Here is a 16,158-nt window from a genome sequence, read left to right on the forward strand (position 1 = left end):
CACCGGACCCGCTCGCGGAGGACCCGCGCGCACCGGACCCGCGCCCGGCGAGAATGGTGCCGGCGCCGCCGTGGGACCACCGGGCGCACGACGGAGACGGACGGGCGAAGGGGGCGACGTGCGGGCGAGCCGGGCCATCGCGCTGCTGCTGCTCCTCCAGTCCCGGCGGGAGATGACCGCCGCGGAACTCGCGGGCGAGCTGGAGGTCTCCGAGCGCACCGTGCAGCGGGACGTCGCCGCCCTGGTCGAGGCCGGGGTGCCGGTGTACGCCGAACGCGGCCGGGGCGGCGGCTACCGGCTGGTCGACGGCTACCGCACCCGCCTCACCGGCCTCGAACGCGCGGAGGCGGAGGTCCTGCACCTGGCCGGCCTCCCGGGCCCGCTGCGCGACATGGGCCTGGCCGGGCGGGCCCTGGCCGCCCGGCTGAAGGTCGCCGCCGCGCTCGGCGACGCCCCCGCGGCGGCCGTCCAGCGGTTCCACCTCGACGCACCGGCCTGGTTCCGTGAGGCGGAGACGCCCGCGCTGCTCGCCGAGGTCTCGCGCGCGGTGTGGGAGGACCGCGTGCTCCACGCCCGCTACGCGGCGCGCGGCGGCACCCGGGACCGGCGGCTGGAGCCGTACGGCCTGGTCCTGAAGGCCGGGCAGTGGTACGCCGTGGCGCGCGGGCCCTCCGGCCGGTTCGGCTCGTACCGCGTGGACCGCTTCGAGACCGCCGAGGCCGGCGAGGAACGGTTCGAGCGCGACCCGGAGTTCGACCTCGCCGAGCACTGGGCCGCGGCGGCACGGGAGTTCACCCGCGCCATGCTGCGCGAGCGGGCCCTGGTGCGCCTGAGCCCGTTCGCCGTGGAGAACCTCGCCGCCCTGCTGGAACCGACCGCCGCCGCCGACGCCCTCGCCACCGCGGGCCCGCCGGACGCCGACGGCTGGGTCACCGTGACCCTGCCGGTCGAGAGCTGGGACATCGGCTGCTTCGAACTCCTCCGCCTCGGCCCGGAGGCCGAGGTCCTCCAGCCGCCCGAATTCCGCGCCCGCCTCGCCGAGGCCACCCGCCGCGCCGCCGCCCTCTACACCTGACGGGCCGCCCCCCCCGGGGAAGCGCCCGGCCGTCCGTGGCCGACCGTGACCGCGGCCGACGGGGGTCCGTTCAGCCGGTCCGTTCAGCCGTCGTTCTTGATGATCTTCATGGTCAGGTGCGAGTCGACCCGGGCGACGGCCGGCAGCCCCATGAGCCGGGCCGTGAGGAAGCCCTCGTAGGCCCCCGGCGGGACGCTCGCCCGTCCCGTTCCACCCCCCGCGCTTGCCGCCGAAACGAACCCCGCCGAAACGAACCCCGCCGAAACGAACGCCGCCGCGCCGACCGCCCGGAACGACCTGGCAGCCGCGCTCCGGGACTCCGGCTCCGTCGGCCTGGGCCTGTTCCCGCTCGGCATCGCGTTCGGCGTGCTCGTCGTCCACGCGGGACTGAGCTGGTGGTGGGCCACCGCCTTCACCGCGCTGGTCTACGCCGGGTCGCTGGAGTTCCTGCTGATCGGGCTCGTCGTCGCGGTCGCCCCGCTCGCGCAGATCGCCCTGACGGCGTTCCTGGTGAACTTCCGGCACGTCTTCTACGCCCTGTCCTTCCCGCTGCACCGGGTCCGCGGCCGGTTCGGCCGGGCGTACAGCACCTTCGCCATGACGGACGAGGCCTACGCCCTGACCACCGGGCGGCAGGCGCGCTCCTGGAGCGGGCGGCGCATCATCTGGCTCCAGGTGCTCTGCCAGCTCTACTGGGTCGGCGGCGCCACCGCCGGCGCGCTGTTCGGGGCGCTGGTGCCCGCCCGGCTGGTCGGCCTGGACTTCGCGCTCACCGCGCTGTTCGTCGTGCTCGCCGTCGATGCCCACCGGGCCCGGCGCGACGTCCCCACCCCCGCGCTGGCCCTGGTCTGCGCACTCGCCGCGCGCTTCCTGTTCCCCGGCCAGATGCTGCTCGCCGCCACCGCGCTGTTCACCGCCGGGCTGCTGGCCCGGCGCGCCCTCGCCCGGCCCCGCACCCCCGCCCCGAAGGAGCCGACCGGTGCCTGACGCGCCCTACCTGCTCGCCGCCATCGGAGTGTCGGCCGCCGTCACCTGGGGCCTGCGCGCGCTGCCCTTCGCCGCCCTCGCCCCGCTGCGGGCCAGCGCCGTGCTGCGCCACCTGAGCGAGCGGATGCCGGTCGGCGTGATGGTGATCCTCACCGTCTACGCCCTGCGCGACCTCCCCCTCTCCAGCCCGCCGCGGGCGGCTCCCACCGTCCTCGCCCTGGCTGCCACTCTCGGTCTGCACCTGTGGCGGCGCAACGCCGTCCTGAGCATCCTGGGCGGCACCGCCGTCCACGTCGCCCTCGCCGGCACGGTCTTCGCCCACCCCTGAGCGCGGCCGCACCACGGCCGCACCCGCCGCAGGAGTGTTCGCGGCGGGCGAGGGAGCGGGTGCCGGGGCGGAACCGCTCGGGCTCGACCCGGGCGGTCCGACCGGCAGGTGTGTCCCGCCGTGGCGAGCACATTCCCAAGAAACAAGCAAGCATGATTGCTTTTTTCTGTCAACGGTGCCACGCTGCTGCCCGGTGGCGCCCGTCCGAGGGCGTGCCCAACTCACCGGCAGGGGAGGCGCCTTGGTGCGCGACGGCACGGTACTGCGGATCGGCAACGCCTCGGGGTTCTACGGGGACCGCTTCGCCGCGATGCGGGAGATGCTCACCGGCGGGCCGCTGGACGTGCTCACCGGGGACTACCTGGCCGAGCTGACGATGCTGATCCTCGCCCGGGACCGGCTGAAGGACCCGTCGCTCGGCTACGCCCGGACCTTCCTGCGCCAGATGGAGGAGTGCCTCGGCCTGGCCCGCGAGCGCGGCGTGAAGATCGTGGTCAACGCGGGCGGCCTCAACCCGGCCCGGCTCGCCGAGGAGCTGCGGGCGCTGGCGGGGCGGCTCGGGGTCGAGACGGCCGTCGGCCATGTCGAGGGCGACGACCTGCTTCCGCGCCGGGCCGAACTCGGCCTGCCGGGCGGTCTGCTGGCCGCCAACGCCTACCTCGGCGGGTTCGGCATCGCCGCCTGCCTGGCCGGTGGCGCCGACGTGGTGGTGACCGGCCGGGTGACCGATGCGGCACTGGTCGCCGGCCCCGGGATCGCCCACTTCGGCTGGACCCCGGAGGACCTGGACGCCCTGGCCGGCGCCGTGGTGGCCGGGCACGTCCTGGAGTGCGGCGCCCAGGCGACCGGCGGCAACTACGCCTTCTTCCGCGAGCACGACGTCACCCGGCCCGGCTTCCCGCTCGCCGAACTGCGCGCCGACGGATCCAGCGTGATCACCAAGCACCCGGGCACCGGCGGCGCCGTCACCACCGGCACCGTCACCGCCCAACTCCTGTACGAGACCGGCGGACCGCATTACCTCGGCCCGGACGTCACGGCCCGGCTGGACAGTGTGCGGCTCACCGTGGAGGGCCCGGACCGGGTCCGGATCGACGGCGTGTGCGGCGAGGCCCCGCCGCCCACCCTGAAGGCGGGCCTCAACCGGCTCGGCGGCCACCTCAACGAGGTGGTGTTCGTCCTCACCGGCCTGGACATCGAGGCCAAGGCCGAGCTGGTGCGGCGGCAGTTCGCCGACGCCCTGCCGCCCGGCGCCCGGCCCGCCGAACTGCGTTGGACCCTGGCCCGCACCGACCACCCGGACGCCCCGACCGAGGAGGGCGCCTCCGCCCTGCTGCGGCTGGCCGCCCGCGACCCGGACCCGGCCAAGGTCGGACGCGAACTCGGCAAGGCAGCCGTCGAGTTGGGTCTCTCCGGGTACCCGGGCTTCCACCTCACCGCCCCGCCCGGACCGGGCGCGCCGTACGGCGTGTTCAGCGCCGCGCACGTCGACGCGAAGGCCGTCGAGCACACCGCCGTGCTGCCGGACGGCCGCCGGATCGCCGTACCGCCGGCGCCCGTCATCACCGGGGCCCAACAGCCCCACCAGGCCCGCTCGGTGGAGGCCGAGCTGCCCGAACCGCTGCCGGCCGGCCCCACCCGGCGGGCCCCGCTCGGCCTGGTGGCCGGCGCCCGCAGCGGCGACAAGGGCGGGGACGCCAACCTCGGCGTCTGGGCCCGCTCCGCGGACGGCTGGCGCTGGCTGGCGCACACCCTCACCGTCGAGCGGCTGCGCGAACTCCTGCCGGAGACCGCCGGGTTGAGCGTCACCCGGCACGTCCTGCCGAACCTGTACGCGGTCAACTTCACCCTCACCGGTCTGCTCGGCGAGGGCGTCGCCGCCCGGCACCGCTTCGACCCGCAGGCCAAGGCCCTCGGGGAGTGGCTGCGCTCGCGCCACCTCGACATCCCGACCCTGCTCCTGGACAGCCCGGAGGCCCCGCTGTGACCGTCCTGACCACCCGTGTCGACCCGGCCGGGCCCGATCACGCCGAGCACCGCGCCGCGATGGTCGCCAAGCTCGCCGAACTCGACGCCGAGCACGCCAAGGCGCTGGCGGGCGGCGGCCCCAGGTACGTGGAGCGCCACCGCAAGCGCGGCAAGCTGCCGGTCCGCGAGCGGATCGAGCTGCTGGTCGACCCGGACTCCCCGTTCCTGGAGCTGTCCCCGCTGGCCGCGTGGGGCAGCGACTACCCGGTGGGCGCGGCCCTGGTCACCGGGATCGGCACGATCGAGGGCGTGGAGTGCGTGATCACCGCCAACGACCCGACGGTGCGCGGTGGCGCCAGCAACCCCTGGACCCTGCGAAAGGCCCTGCGGGCCAACGAGATCGCGCTGAACAACCGCCTCCCGCTGGTCAACCTGGTCGAGTCGGGCGGCGCCGACCTGCCCAGCCAGAAGGAGATCTTCATCCCCGGCGGCGCCCTGTTCCGCGACCTCACCCGGCTGTCCGCCGCCGGAATCCCCACCGTGGCCGTGGTGTTCGGCAACTCGACGGCCGGCGGCGCCTACGTGCCGGGCATGTCCGACCACACCGTGCTGGTCAAGGAGCGCGCCAAGGTGTTCCTCGGCGGCCCGCCGCTGGTGAGGATGGCCACCGGCGAGGAGGCCGACGACGAGTCGCTGGGCGGCGCCGAGATGCACGCCCGCGTCTCCGGCCTGGCCGACCACTTCGCGGTGGACGAGGCGGACGCGCTGCGGATCGCCCGCCGGATCGTCGCCCGGCTCGACCACCGCAAGCCCGGCCCCGGCCCGGACCGGCTCGCCGAACCGCCCGCGTACGACGAGGAGGAACTGCTCGGGATCGTCCCCGGCGACCTCAAGGTGCCCTTCGACCCGCGCGAGGTGATCGCCCGGATCGTCGACGGCTCCGACTTCGACGAGTTCAAGCCGCTCTACGGCACCAGCCTGGCCACCGGCTGGGCCCGCCTCCACGGCTACCCGGTCGGCGTCCTGGCCAACGCCCAGGGCGTGCTGTTCAGCCAGGAGTCCCAGAAGGCCGCCCAGTTCATCCAGCTGGCCAACCAGCGGGACACCCCGCTGCTCTTCCTGCACAACACCACCGGCTACATGGTCGGCAGGGACTACGAGCAGGGCGGCATCATCAAGCACGGCGCGATGATGATCAACGCGGTCGCCAACTCGAAGGTCCCGCACCTGTCGGTCCTGATGGGCGCCTCGTACGGGGCCGGCCACTACGGCATGTGCGGGCGGGCCTTCGAGCCGCGGTTCCTGTTCGCCTGGCCGAGCGCCAAGTCCGCGGTGATGGGCCCGCAGCAGCTCGCCGGAGTGCTGTCGATCGTGGCCCGGCAGTCCGCCGCGGCGAAGGGACAGCCCTACGACGAGGACGCGGACGCGGCGATCCGGGCGATGGTCGAGCAGCAGATCGAGGCCGAGTCGCTGCCGGTGTTCCTCTCCGGCCGGCTGTACGACGACGGCGTGATCGACCCACGCGACACCCGGACGGTGCTCGGCCTGTGCCTGTCCGCGATCCACAACGCGCCGGTCGAGGGCGCGCGCGGCTACGGCGTCTTCCGACTGTAAAGGACCCCCGAGACGATGATCACCAATCTGCTGGTCGCCAACCGGGGTGAGATCGCCCGTCGGGTCTTCCGCACCTGCCGGGAGCTCGGCATCGCGACCACCGCCGTCCACTCCGACCCGGACGCCGGCGCCCCGCACGTTCGCGAGGCCGACGCGGCCGTCCGGCTGCCCGGCGCCGCGCCCGCCGACACCTACCTGCGGGCCGACCTGATCGTCCGGGCCGCGCTCGCCGCCGGGTCCGACGCCGTCCACCCCGGCTACGGATTCCTGTCCGAGAGCGCGGACTTCGCGCGGGCCGTGCTGGACGCGGGACTGCTCTGGGTCGGCCCGCCGCCGGCCGCGATCGCCGCGATGGGCTCCAAGACCGCCGCCAAGGAGCTGATGGCCGCGGCCGGGGTGCCGGTGCTCGGCGCGCTGACCGAGCCCACCGAGGCCGACCTGCCCCTGCTGGTCAAGGCCGCGGCGGGCGGTGGCGGGCGCGGCATGCGGGTCGTCCGGAGCCTGGCGGACCTCCCCGGCGAACTGGCGGCCGCCCGCGCCGAGGCGGCCAAGGCCTTCGGCTCGGACGAGGTGTTCTGCGAGCGCTACCTGCCCGCCGGACGGCACGTCGAGGTCCAGCTGCTGGCCGACGCCCACGGCACCGTCTGGGCGGTCGGCGACCGCGACTGCTCGCTGCAGCGGCGGCACCAGAAGGTGATCGAGGAGGCCCCGGCCCCCGGCCTGCCCGCGGAGGTGCGCGCCGGCCTGCACGCGGCGGCCCGCGACGCGGCCAGGGCGATCGGCTACACGGGCGCCGGCACCGCGGAGTTCCTGCTCACCGGGGACGGCCGGTTCTTCTTCCTGGAGATGAACACCCGCCTGCAGGTCGAACACCCGGTCACCGAGGCCGTCACCGGGCTGGACCTGGTGGCGCTGCAGCTCGCCGTCGCCGAGGGGGAGGCGCTGGCGCCCGAGCCGCCGGTCCCCGCCGGCCACGCGATCGAGGCCCGGCTCTACGCCGAGGACCCGGCCAAGGACTGGCAGCCCGCGACCGGGACCCTGCACCGGCTCGAACTCGCGTTCCCGTACCAGGAGTTCACAGGAGCAGGAGCAGGAGCAGGAGCAGGAGCAGGGGCAGGAGCCGGCGCAGGAACGGGCAGGGGCACCGGACTGCGGCTGGACTCCGGAGTGGAGGCCGGCAGCGAGATCACCCCGCACTACGACGCGATGCTCGCCAAGGTGATCGCCTGGGCGCCCACCCGCGCGGCCGCCGCCCGCCGGCTCGCCGACGCGCTCGCCCGCGCCCGCATCCACGGCCCGGCCACCAACCGGGACCTGCTGGTGCGCGCCCTGCGCCACCCGGCCTTCCTTGCCGCGGAGCTGCACACCGGTTTCCTGGCCGAGCACGCGGCCGAACTCACCGCCCCGGACAGCAAGGGCGTCGACCGCGCCGCGCTGGCCGCCGCCCTCGCCGACGCCGCGGGCCGCCGCGGCGCCCTGCCCTCCGGGTGGCGCAACCTGCCCTCGCAGCCGCAGCTCAAGTGCTACCGGGCCGAGGACGGCACCGAGTCGGCCGTCCGCTACCGGCTGACCCGCGCAGGTCTGCTGGCCGGGGACCACCCGGGCGTCGAGCTCGTCGAGGCCGCGCCGGACCGGGTGGTGCTGTCCGAGGACGGGCTGCGACGCACCTACCGGGTCGCCCGCTACGGCGACCGGGTGCACGTCGACACCCCGGCCGGCGGCACCGTGCTCACCGCCCTGCCGCGCTTCCCCGACCCCACCGTCCGCACCGAGCCCGGCGCGCTGCTCGCCCCGATGCCCGGCACCGTCGTCCGGGTCGTCGCCGCCGTCGGGGACACCGTCACCGCCGGCCAGCCGCTGCTGGTGCTGGAGGCGATGAAGATGGAGCACCGCGTCGCCGCCCCGGCCGACGGCACCCTCGTCGAACTGCGCGCCACCCCCGGCCGGCAGGTCGAAACCGGCACCCTGCTGGCCGTCGTCCAGCCCATCGAAGCCTGAGGAAGGACCCGCATGTCCACCATCGGCAGTCAGCTCCTGGAGACCCCCGAACGCCAGGCCCTGCGCCGGGCCGTCGGCGACCTCGGCCGCCGCTACGGCTCCGCCTACTACCTCGCCAAGGCCCGGGCCGGCGAACCCGCCGACGAGCTGTGGGCGGACGCCGGCAAGGCCGGATACCTCGGCGTCAACCTGCCCGTCGAGTACGGCGGCGGGGGCGGCGGCATCACCGACCTCGCCATCGTCCTGGAGGAGCTCGGCACCGCCGGCTGTCCGCTGCTGCTGCTCATCGTCTCCCCGGCGATCTGCGGCACCGTGATAGCCCGCTACGGCACCGAGGAGCAGAAGCGCCGCTGGCTGCCGGGCCTGGCCGACGGCAGCCGCCGGATGGCCTTCGGCATCACCGAACCGGACGCCGGCTCCAACTCCCACCGGATCTCCACGGTGGCCCGCCGGGACGGCGAGGACTGGCTGCTGACCGGCCGCAAGGTGTTCGTCTCCGGCATCGACCACTGTGACGCGGTGCTGTTCGTGGCCCGTACCGAGACTGTGGACAACGGTGGGGGCCGCACCGGCAAGCTGAAGCCCTGCCTGTTCGTCGTCCCGCGCGAGACCCCCGGCTTCGAGTTCCGGGCGATCCCGATGGAGCTCGTCGCCCCGGAGAAGCAGTTCCAGGTCTTCCTGGACGACGTCCGGCTGCCCGCCGACGCCCTGGTCGGCGACGAGAACGCGGGCCTGCTGCAGCTGTTCGCCGGCCTGAACCCCGAGCGCATCCTCACCGCGGCCTTCTCGCTCGGCCTCGCCCGCCAGGCCCTCGGCAAGGCGGTCGAGTACGCGAAGACCCGCACGGTCTGGTCCACCCCGATCGGTGCCCACCAGGGCCTGGCCCACCCGCTCGCCCAGTGCGCGGTGGAGATCGAGCTGGCCCGGCTGATGACCCAGAAGGCCGGGCTGCTCTACGACGCGGGGGAGGACCTCGCCGCCGGGGAGGCCGCCAACATGGCCAAGTACGCGGCCGGCGAGGCCGCCGCCCGTACCGTCGACCAGGCGGTGCAGACCCTCGGCGGCAACGGCCTGACCCAGGAGTACGGGCTGGGCGCGCTGCTGGCCGCCACCCGGGTCGGCCGGGTCGCCCCGGTCAGCCGCGAGATGGTGCTCAACTACGTGGCCCAGCACACCCTCGGGCTGCCGAAGTCGTACTGATGCACGAGACCTCGCCCAGGTGTGCGAACGGGCCGGTGGTGTCCCCGGTGCGCGGCGGTCGGTCCGAGGGCGGTCGCCGGGGCGTCGGGCGCGAGCGCGGGGAGCCGGATCCCGGGTGAGTGGCGCGGCGGGCGGCGGTGCTCACCCGGACGGTCCATTCGAGCCCGTGGTGCACACCGTCCCGTCGGGCGCCCCCCGGAAGCAACCGCGCCACGCACGGACCGTCATGGGTTCCCCACAATGGCCGAGCCGGACCCCCGACTGTCCGTATGCTCCTGAACGCGCCCCGCACGGAACTGCTCGCCGGTTTTGTTGCTACGTCAACTTCCTTACTGGAGGCTCACCTTGGTGTTCCGCAGCGAGTTCCCCGACGTCTCCGCGGTCGACCGGCCGATCCACGAGGCGGTACTCGGCGCCGCGCACAGGTACGGCGACCGCCCGGCCCTGATCGACGGCGTCACCGGCGAGAGCACCAGCTACGCCCAACTCGCCGCCGCCGTCGAGCGGGTGGCCGCCGGGCTGGCCGAGACAGGCGTGCGCCGCGGTGACGTCGTCGCCCTCTTCAGCCCCAACTCGACCGCCTACCCGATGGCCTTCTACGGCGCGACCAGGGCCGGCGCCACCGTCACCACGGTCTCCTCCTTCGCCAAGCCCGCCGACCTGGCCGGCCAGCTGCGCGACAGCGGCGCCCGCTGGCTGGTCACTGTCTCCGCCTTCCTGTCGACCGCCCGTGCGGCCGCCGAACTCCTCGCCGAACAGGGCCACCCGCTGGCCGGGACCGTCGTCCTGGACGGCGCCGAGGGCCACCGCTCGCTCGCCGACCTGCTGGCCGCCACCGGCCCCGCCCCCGAGGTCGCCATCGACCCGGGCGAGGACATCGCCGTGCTGCCGTACTCCAGCGGCACCACCGGCCTGCCCAAGGGCGTGATGCTCACCCACCGCTCGATCGCCACCAACCTCGCCCAGTGCGACGCCCTCTACCGCCCCGCCGAGGGCGAACGGGTGCTCGCCGTCCTGCCCTTCTTCCACATCTACGGGCTGGCCGCGCTGCTCAACCAGCCGCTGCGCTGCGGCGCCACCGTGGTCGTGCTGCCCCGCTTCGACCTGGAGCAGTTCTGCCGCACCGTCCAGGACCACCGGGTGCAGGCCCTGGTGGTCGCCCCGCCGATCGCCCTCGCACTGGCCCGGCACCCGATCGTGGACCGGTACGACCTCTCCTCCGTCGAGTACCTGCTGTGCGCCGCCGCCCCGCTGGACCACGAACTCGCCGACGCCTGCGCCCGGCGCCTGGGCCTGCCGCACCTGCTCCAGGGCTACGGCATGACCGAGCTCTCCCCGGTCACCCACGTCGTCTCCCCGCGCGAGGGCGACCCCTCGCCCGGCTCGGTCGGCCGGATGGTCCCCTCCACCGAGCTTCGGATCGCCGCCCTGGACGGCTCCGACGGCGACCTCGGGCCCGGCGAGCGCGGCGAGCTGCTGATCCGCGGCCCGCAGGTGATGAAGGGCTACCTCGGCCGCCCCTCCGAGACCGCCGCGGTGGTCGACGCCGAGGGCTGGCTGCACACCGGCGACGTCGGCTTCGTGGACGAGCGCGGCTACCTGCACATCGTCGACCGGGTCAAGGAACTCATCAAGTACAAGGGCTACCAGGTCGCCCCCGCCGAGCTGGAGGCCGTCCTGCTCGGCCACCCGCAGATCACCGACGCCGCCGTGATCGGGGTCCCGGACGCCGAGGGCACCGAGTGCCCCAAGGCCTTCGTGGTCCGCGCCCCGGGCAGCGCCCTGACCGAGGAGGAGGTCACCGGGTACGTCGCCGGGCAGGTCGCCCCGTACAAGAAGGTCCGCGCGGTGGAGTTCGTGGACGCCGTCCCCAAGTCCGCGGCCGGCAAGATCCTCCGCCGCGAACTGCGCGCCCGCGAGGCCGGGCGCGCCGGCGTCCGCTGACCGGACCGGGCCGCCCCGGCGGCCGAAGACCGGCGCCCGTCTGTGAGGATCTTCCTGCCGCGCCCCGACCGGGACCCGCCGCGCCCCGATCGGAACAGGAACCGCCCGCCGCCATGACCAGCCACCCCGCCGCCCGCGCCCCGCAGCAGGACCGCAGCCGAGCCACCCGGGCCCGGCTGCTCGCGGCGGCCGTGGAATGCCTGGCCGAACTCGGCTGGCACGGCTCGACCGTCACCGTCGTCGCCGAGCGGGCCGGGGTCTCCCGGGGCGCGGCCCAGCACCACTTCCCGACCCGCGAGGACCTCTTCACCGCGGCCGTCGAGCACGTCACCGCCGAGCGGCTGGCAGCCGTCCGCGCCCACGCGGACGAACTGCCGGCCGCCGGGCCGGACCGCACCGGGGCCGTGGTCGACATGATCGTGCGCCTCTACACCGGCCCGCTGTTCCGCGCCGCCCTGCACCTGTGGACCGCCGCCGCCACCGAGGAGGCGCTGCGTGAGCGGATCATCGCCCTGGAGGGCCGCGTCGGCCGGGAGGCCCACCGGGCCGCCGTGGAGTTCCTGGACGCCGACGAGAGCCGCCCCGGCGTGCGCGAATCCGTGCAGGCCACACTGGACCTCGCCCGCGGACTGGGCCTCGCCAACCTGCTCACCGACGACAGCCACCGACGTTCCGGAGTGATCCGGCAGTGGGCGGGCGTTCTGGAGAGTACGCTGCGGCCGGTACGCCCATGACGCCCGTACAACCGGAGCGGCCGGACGCCCCCTGACCAAGGGGTCGCCGGGCGGCCGATGTCCGTGCAGTCTGGAGAAGAATCCCGGCCGGCACGGACCGCGAGGCCCCCGGCCGGGCACGAGCCGAACCGGGGTGCTGCCTGATCATGCACGGACACGAGTGGGACGCGACCGACGCCGCCCCGGCACCGGGCGGCAATCCCGGACGTTCCGACGGCACGTACCCCGAAGGCCATCGGCTCGTCCCGCTCGCTACGGCGCTGCTCCAGGACGACGGACTGATCCTGCACTGGAGCGAGGACGCCGAGGCCCTGCTCGGCTACTCCTCCGAGGAGGCCGTCGGCAGCTACGCCGCCCAACTGCTCACCGACGACTCCGACCGCTCCGAGGTGCTCGGCCTCTTCGAGCGGATCATGGGCGGCAGCGGCTGGTCCGGCGTCTTCCCGGTGCGCCACCGCGACGGCCACAAGGTCGACCTGGAGTTCCGCACCTACCCGATCGCCGTCCCGGGCGGCACCCTGCTGCTGCTCGCCACCGCCTCCGACATTCGCGCCCTGCACGCCGTCGAGGCCGACCTCGCGGTGCTGGACGGCGTCTTCGACCGCTCGCCGATCGGCATGGCAGTCTACGACACCGAACTGCGCTACATCCGGATCAACGAGGCGCTGGCCCGGATGAACGGGGTGCCGGTCGCCGCCCACCTCGGCCGCCGGATATCCGCCGTGCTGCCCGGCATCAACAGTGCCGAGATCGAGCAGATCATGCGTCAGGTGCTGAGAACCGGCAAACCCGTGGTGGACGCCCGCTCGCACGGAAGGGTCCCCGGCGACCCCAAGCGGGACCACGCCTGGTCCGCCTCCTACTTCCGGCTGGAGGACTCCACCGGCCGGATCTTCGGGGTCTGCTCCTCGATCATCGACGTCACCGAGCGCTTCCAGGCCGAGGCCCGCGCCGCCCGCGCCCAGGAACGGCTCACCACCATCGCCGAGGCGACCGCCCGGATCGGCACCACCCTCGACCTCCAGCGCACCGCCGAGGAGCTGATCGAGGCGGTCGTCCCCCGGTTCGCCGACTTCGCCACCGTCGACCTGCTGGAGCCGGTGCTGCGCGGCTCCGAGCCCACCGTGATCCCCTCCGACCGGAACATCACGCTGCGCGCCGTCGCCGTCGGGGAGTCCTACGAGAGCGGCCTCGCGCACGCCGTGGACGTGATCGGCGAGACCTCCGAGTACTCCCCGGACCGCAGCTACGTCCAGTGCCTGCGCAGCGGGAAGCCGCTGCTGCGCTCGCACGTGGACGAGGAGGCGCTGCGCGGACTGGTGGCCAGCGAGGACCGGGTGGCCCCCGGCATGGCGGCGGGCATCCACTCGTACCTGATGGTGCCGATCACCGCCCGGGGCATGGTGCTCGGCGGCTCCGAGTTCATCCGGATGCGCAACCCCGAGCCGTTCACCGCCGCCGATGTCGCCCTCGCCGAGGAACTGGTCGCCCGCACCGCGCTGGCGCTCGACAACGCCCGGCTCTACCGCCGCGAGCGGGAGACCGCGCTCACCCTCCAGCGCAGCCTGCTGCCGCAGGAGGTGCACCGCACCCTCGGCCTGGAGATCGCCTACCGCTACCTGCCCAGCAGCGTGGTCAGCGAGGTCGGCGGCGACTGGTTCGACGTGGTGCCGCTGTCCTGCGGACGGGTCGCCCTGGTGGTCGGCGACGTGATGGGCCACGGCATCCGGGCCGCCGCCACGATGGGCCAGCTGCGCACCGTCGCCCGGACCCTCGCCACCCTCGACATGCCGCCCGAGCAGGTCCTCACCCGGCTGGACGAGACCGCCACGCAAATCGGCGAGGGCCAGTTCGCCACCTGCGTCTGCGCGGTGTACGACCCGCTGGAGCGCACCGTCCAGATCGCCTCGGCCGGGCACCTGCCGCCGGTCCGGGTGGGCCCCGACGGCATCGCCGCCCGGGTGGACGTGCCGCCCGGGGTGCCGCTGGGCGTCGGCGGGGTGGCCTTCGAGTCGATCGAGTTCGACATTCCCGAGGGCGGCATGGTCGCGCTCTACACCGACGGCCTGGTCGAGCGGCGCGGCCAGGACCTGGACGCCGGAATCGACCTGCTCGCCCGCACCCTGTCCGGCCCCGGCCGGACCCTGGAGGAGAACTGCGACGCCGTCCTCGCGGCGCTGGTCACCGACGGCACCGAGGACGACATCGCGATGATCATGGCCAGGGTGCTGCCGCTGCCCGCCGACCGGATCGCCACCCTGCCGCTGTCCGGCGGGGGCCGGGTGCCCGGCAAGGCCCGCCGCTTCACCCGCGTCACCCTGGAGGCCTGGGGCCTGTCGGCGCTCACCGACTACGCCGAGCTGCTGGTCAGCGAGCTGGTCACGAACGCCCTGCTGCACGCCGACGCCCCGCGCCGGCTGCGGCTGTTCCGCGACCGGGTGCTCACCGTGGAGGTCTCCGACGCCGGTGGCCAGACGCCCCAGCTGCGCCCGTTCGCCGAGCAGGACGAGGGCGGACGCGGGATGTTCCTGGTCAGCGAGCTGGCCCAGCGCTGGGGCAGCCGGCTGACCCGGGACGGCAAGGTGGTCTGGGCGGAGCTGGAGCTGCCCTTCGGGGCTTCCTAGGGCCTGTCTTCAAACCCCCGCTCCGACAGACGGGAACGGCCGTTCCCCCGGGGGAAACGGCCGTTCCCGGGCACTGCTACGCGGTGACCTTCGGCTGCTCGGCCGGTGCGTCGACCGCGCCCTGCGAACCGGTCGCCGCCCCGGGCTTCGGCTCGGACAGCCCGCGCAGCAGCCGCCAGGCCATCACGGCCGCACCGACCAGCAGCGCGGCGGCCAGCAGCCCGGCGCTGTTCATGCCGTTGACGAAGGACTCCCGGGCGCTCGCCAGCAGCGGCCGGGCGAGCTCCGGCGACAGGCCCTGCGCCGTCTCGACGGCCGAGCCCAGCGATTCGCCGGCCCGGGCGGCGGCCGCCGGGTCCGTCCCGGCCGGGACCGCCAGCCCGCTCGCGTAGATCGAGCCGACCACCGAGCCCACCAGGGCGATGCCGAGCGCGGTGCCCAGCTCGTACGCCGTCTCCGAGACCGCCGAGGCGGCCCCGGCCTTGTCGGCGGGCGCGGCGGTCAGCACCAGGTCGGCGCCGAGCGTGTAGACCACGCCCTCGGCCGTCCCGACCAGCAGGAAGGAGGCGGCCAGCAGCAGGTAGGTGGTGTCCTGCGACAGCCAGCCGAGCGCGCCCACGCCCAGTCCCATCGCCAGCAGGCAGGCCGTCAGCGCCTTGCGGGCGCCGAAGCGCCGGGCGATCGCGGCGGTGAGCAGACCGCCGGCCACCGAACCCGCGAAGGCCGGCAGCTCGGCCAGGCCCGCCTGGAGCGGCTGGTAGCCGCGGACCAGCTGGAGGTACTGCGAGACCACGAAGATCACGCCGGAGAGCCCGACCAGGGAGATCAGCGAGGCCGAGACGGCCGCCGTGAACCGCCGGTCGCGGAACAGCCGGACGTCGAGCAGCGGGGTCTCCAGCCGCAGCTGGCGGCGGACGAAGAGGAACAGCGCGGTGGCGCCGAGGACGAAGGTGACCGGCACGTCCCAGCGGTCCACGCCGTGCGCGGCGGCCTCCTTGATCGCGTACACCGTGCCGATCACACCGGCCATCGACAGCAGCACGCTCAGCACGTCCCAGCGGCCCGGCTTCGGGTCCTTGGACTCCGGCAGCAGCCAGGCGCCGGATACCAGCAGCAGGATCAGCACCGGGATGTTCAGCAGGAACACCGAACCCCACCAGAAGTGCTCCAGCAGCACCCCGCCGACCACCGGCCCGAGGGCGGCGCCGGCGGTGGCGGCCGCGCCCCAGATGCCGATCGCGGTGGCCCGCTCCCGGTCGTCCGGGAAGAGGCCGCGGATCAGCGAGAGCGTGGAGGGCATGATCGTCGCCCCGGCCACGCCGAGCAGCGCGCGGGCCAGGATCAGCCAGCCGGCGCTCGGCGCGTAGGCGGCCAGCAGCGAGGCGGCGCCGAAGGCGGCGGACCCGGCCAGCAGCAGCTTCTTGCGGCCGATCCGGTCGCTCAGGGCGCCCATGCTGACCAGCAGGCCGGCCAGCACGAAGGAGTAGGAGTCGCCGATCCAGAGCAGCTGGGTGCCGCTGGGGCGCAGCGTCTCGCTGATCGACGGGATGGCGAGGGAGAGGACGGTCGCGTCCAGGGCGACCACGGTCACGGCCAGGACGAGGACGGCGAGGCCGGTCCAGCGCTGGCGGGCGGTCAGGGTGCTCACGCTCCCACCTCGCTTCGCTCGGCAGGCGCTTCGCACAA

The 16,158-nt window shown here is 74.7% G+C and carries 11 protein-coding genes; 10 read left to right on the forward strand and 1 reads right to left on the reverse strand.

Features of this window, described 5'->3' with window-relative positions:
* The first annotated feature begins 118 nt into the window (after nt 1-118).
* The 10 genes from ACWGJO_RS20860 to ACWGJO_RS20905 all read left to right on the forward strand — a co-directional run bounded on the left by ACWGJO_RS20860 (nt 119) and on the right by ACWGJO_RS20905 (nt 14,472).
* Nucleotides 119-1,075 carry a helix-turn-helix transcriptional regulator gene (locus ACWGJO_RS20860; RefSeq protein ID WP_452185729.1) on the forward strand — a complete coding sequence of 319 codons (957 nt, stop codon included), beginning with the start codon at nt 119-121 and terminating at the stop codon, nt 1,073-1,075.
* A gap of 297 nt (nt 1,076-1,372) precedes the next feature.
* Complete coding sequence (locus ACWGJO_RS20865) at nt 1,373-2,062, forward strand: AzlC family ABC transporter permease (protein WP_452185776.1); 690 nt, start codon at nt 1,373-1,375, stop codon at nt 2,060-2,062.
* The gene (locus ACWGJO_RS20870; RefSeq protein ID WP_452185731.1) at nt 2,055-2,390 is read left to right on the forward strand and encodes a branched-chain amino acid transporter permease; all 336 of its coding nucleotides are present in this window, start codon (nt 2,055-2,057) and stop codon (nt 2,388-2,390) included. Before ACWGJO_RS20865 ends, ACWGJO_RS20870 begins: the two co-directional genes overlap by 8 nt.
* 244 nt (nt 2,391-2,634) lie before the next feature.
* Nucleotides 2,635-4,377 carry an acyclic terpene utilization AtuA family protein gene (locus tag ACWGJO_RS20875; RefSeq protein WP_452185733.1) on the forward strand — a complete coding sequence of 581 codons (1,743 nt, stop codon included), beginning with the start codon at nt 2,635-2,637 and terminating at the stop codon, nt 4,375-4,377.
* Nucleotides 4,374-5,972, forward strand: coding sequence for an acyl-CoA carboxylase subunit beta (locus ACWGJO_RS20880; RefSeq protein WP_401043617.1), 1,599 nt, complete (start codon nt 4,374-4,376; stop codon nt 5,970-5,972). The genes ACWGJO_RS20875 and ACWGJO_RS20880 overlap by 4 nt, the downstream gene beginning before the upstream one ends.
* A gap of 15 nt (nt 5,973-5,987) precedes the next feature.
* Nucleotides 5,988-7,970 (forward strand): acetyl/propionyl/methylcrotonyl-CoA carboxylase subunit alpha, encoded by a 1,983-nt coding sequence (locus ACWGJO_RS20885; RefSeq protein WP_452185735.1) that lies wholly within the window; start codon nt 5,988-5,990, stop codon nt 7,968-7,970.
* Nucleotides 7,971-7,982: 12 nt separating this feature from the next.
* Nucleotides 7,983-9,170, forward strand: coding sequence for an acyl-CoA dehydrogenase family protein (locus ACWGJO_RS20890; RefSeq protein ID WP_452185737.1), 1,188 nt, complete (start codon nt 7,983-7,985; stop codon nt 9,168-9,170).
* Nucleotides 9,171-9,515: 345 nt separating this feature from the next.
* A complete protein-coding gene (locus ACWGJO_RS20895; protein WP_452185739.1) occupies nt 9,516-11,114 on the forward strand; it encodes a 4-coumarate--CoA ligase family protein in 1,599 nt (532 codons plus the stop codon).
* Nucleotides 11,115-11,227: 113 nt separating this feature from the next.
* Nucleotides 11,228-11,848 (forward strand): TetR/AcrR family transcriptional regulator, encoded by a 621-nt coding sequence (locus tag ACWGJO_RS20900; protein WP_452185741.1) that lies wholly within the window; start codon nt 11,228-11,230, stop codon nt 11,846-11,848.
* Nucleotides 11,849-11,994: 146 nt separating this feature from the next.
* A complete protein-coding gene (locus tag ACWGJO_RS20905; RefSeq protein WP_452185743.1) occupies nt 11,995-14,472 on the forward strand; it encodes a SpoIIE family protein phosphatase in 2,478 nt (825 codons plus the stop codon).
* A gap of 76 nt (nt 14,473-14,548) precedes the next feature.
* Here the strand turns inward: ACWGJO_RS20905 and ACWGJO_RS20910 are convergent, their stop codons facing one another.
* The gene (locus tag ACWGJO_RS20910; protein WP_452185745.1) at nt 14,549-16,120 is read right to left on the reverse strand and encodes an MFS transporter; all 1,572 of its coding nucleotides are present in this window, start codon (nt 16,118-16,120) and stop codon (nt 14,549-14,551) included.
* Between the last annotated feature and the right edge of the window lie 38 nt (nt 16,121-16,158).

The organism is Kitasatospora sp. NPDC054795 (assembly GCF_053611565.1).

What these genes read in the sequence shown, in the direction of transcription:
- ACWGJO_RS20885 (WP_452185735.1), top strand. Translation starts at nt 5,988, where the DNA reads ATGATCACCAATCTGCTGGTCGCCAACCGGGGTGAGATCGCCCGTCGG.
- ACWGJO_RS20890 (WP_452185737.1), top strand. Translation starts at nt 7,983, where the DNA reads ATGTCCACCATCGGCAGTCAGCTCCTGGAGACCCCCGAACGCCAGGCC.
- ACWGJO_RS20900 (WP_452185741.1), top strand. Translation starts at nt 11,228, where the DNA reads ATGACCAGCCACCCCGCCGCCCGCGCCCCGCAGCAGGACCGCAGCCGA.
- ACWGJO_RS20905 (WP_452185743.1), top strand. Translation starts at nt 11,995, where the DNA reads ATGCACGGACACGAGTGGGACGCGACCGACGCCGCCCCGGCACCGGGC.